The 1,129-nt window shown below is 71.5% G+C and carries 2 protein-coding genes; both read right to left on the reverse strand.

All coding sequences use genetic code 11. The annotated features are described in order from the left end of the window. Positions 1-510: glycosyltransferase family 2 protein (locus tag PLL68_RS15620; protein WP_324535672.1), on the reverse strand; the 510-nt coding region annotated here is incomplete at its 3' end. A 140-nt stretch (positions 511-650) separates the two neighbouring features. Next, on the reverse strand, positions 651-1,129 hold a 479-nt coding region (locus PLL68_RS15625; RefSeq protein WP_324535674.1), incomplete at its 5' end, for a S1 RNA-binding domain-containing protein.

The raw sequence follows: 1,129 nt of genomic DNA on the forward strand, positions 1-1,129 counted from the left end.
CGGCAGCTCGACGCGCAGGAAGCCCACGACGTCGATGTCCGGACAGGCCTGGAGGCGGCGGCGCGCGGCATCCACGTCGGTCGCCGCGGTGAACACGAGGTCGTCGTCGGTGACGAGCACGAACTCGGTGTCGACGGCGTCAAGGGCGGCGTTGCGCCCGACCGACACCCCGGAGTTGAAGGGCATCGCGATGACCTCGACGAGCGGGTCGTCGAAGGACATCGGCGTCGGTGAGTCGTCGGCCACGACGATGCGCCCGTCGAACACCCGTCGCGCTGAGCGCACCAGCCGCCTCGCGACATCGGGACGCTTGAACGTCTTGACCGCCATCGTCACGGTCGCCGCAGACTCCGCGCGCTCCCCCGGGTCGAGCGGGTCGGCGGCGAGCCGGTCGGCACCCCTGACCGCGACGAGGGCACCGGCGGTCGCCACCCGGTAGGCCGCCCGCAGCGGTGCTCCCCCGCGACCGCCCATGGCCCGCTTGAGCTGCTTGAGCCGGTTGGCATCCATCAGCCGCCCTCGCCATGTGTCTGAAAACCGTCGGGATGACGACGATCTTCACACACACCGCCACTTCCCCCGCCAACGGCCGCGGGCGGCATCCGAATGACTTCGGATGCCGCCCGCGAGACCTTGCGCGAGATGAGGACTCAGCCCTCGGTGGACTCGCCACCCTCACGCGCACCGCGACCGCGGTTGCCACCACGGCGACGGTTGCGCGGACGACGCTCGCCACGCTCCTCGCCACCCTCGGCCGGTGCGGCCTCCTGCGCGTCCTCGGCGTCACCGGCAGCAGCCGGAGCGTCCTCGACAGGAGCAGCAGCCGGCGCGGCGGGGGCCTCGGCGGCCTCCTGGCCGGTCTCGCCCTCGGGCAGCACGGCCGCGAGGCTGAGCTTGCCGCGGGGGTCGATCTCCTTGAGCTCGACCTGGACCTTCTGGCCCACCGCGAGCACGTCGTCGACGTTGTCGATCCGCTTGCCACCGACGAGCTTGCGCACCTCGGAGATGTGCAGCAGGCCGTCCTTGCCCGGCAGGAGGGAGATGAACGCCCCGAAGGTCGTCGTCTTGACGACGGTGCCCAGGAAGCGCTCGCCGATCTCCGGCATCTGCGGGTTGGCGATGGCGTTGA

It is taken from the genome of Ornithinibacter sp. (genome assembly GCF_035443565.1).
Lineage (GTDB): Bacteria > Actinomycetota > Actinomycetes > Actinomycetales > Dermatophilaceae > Fodinibacter.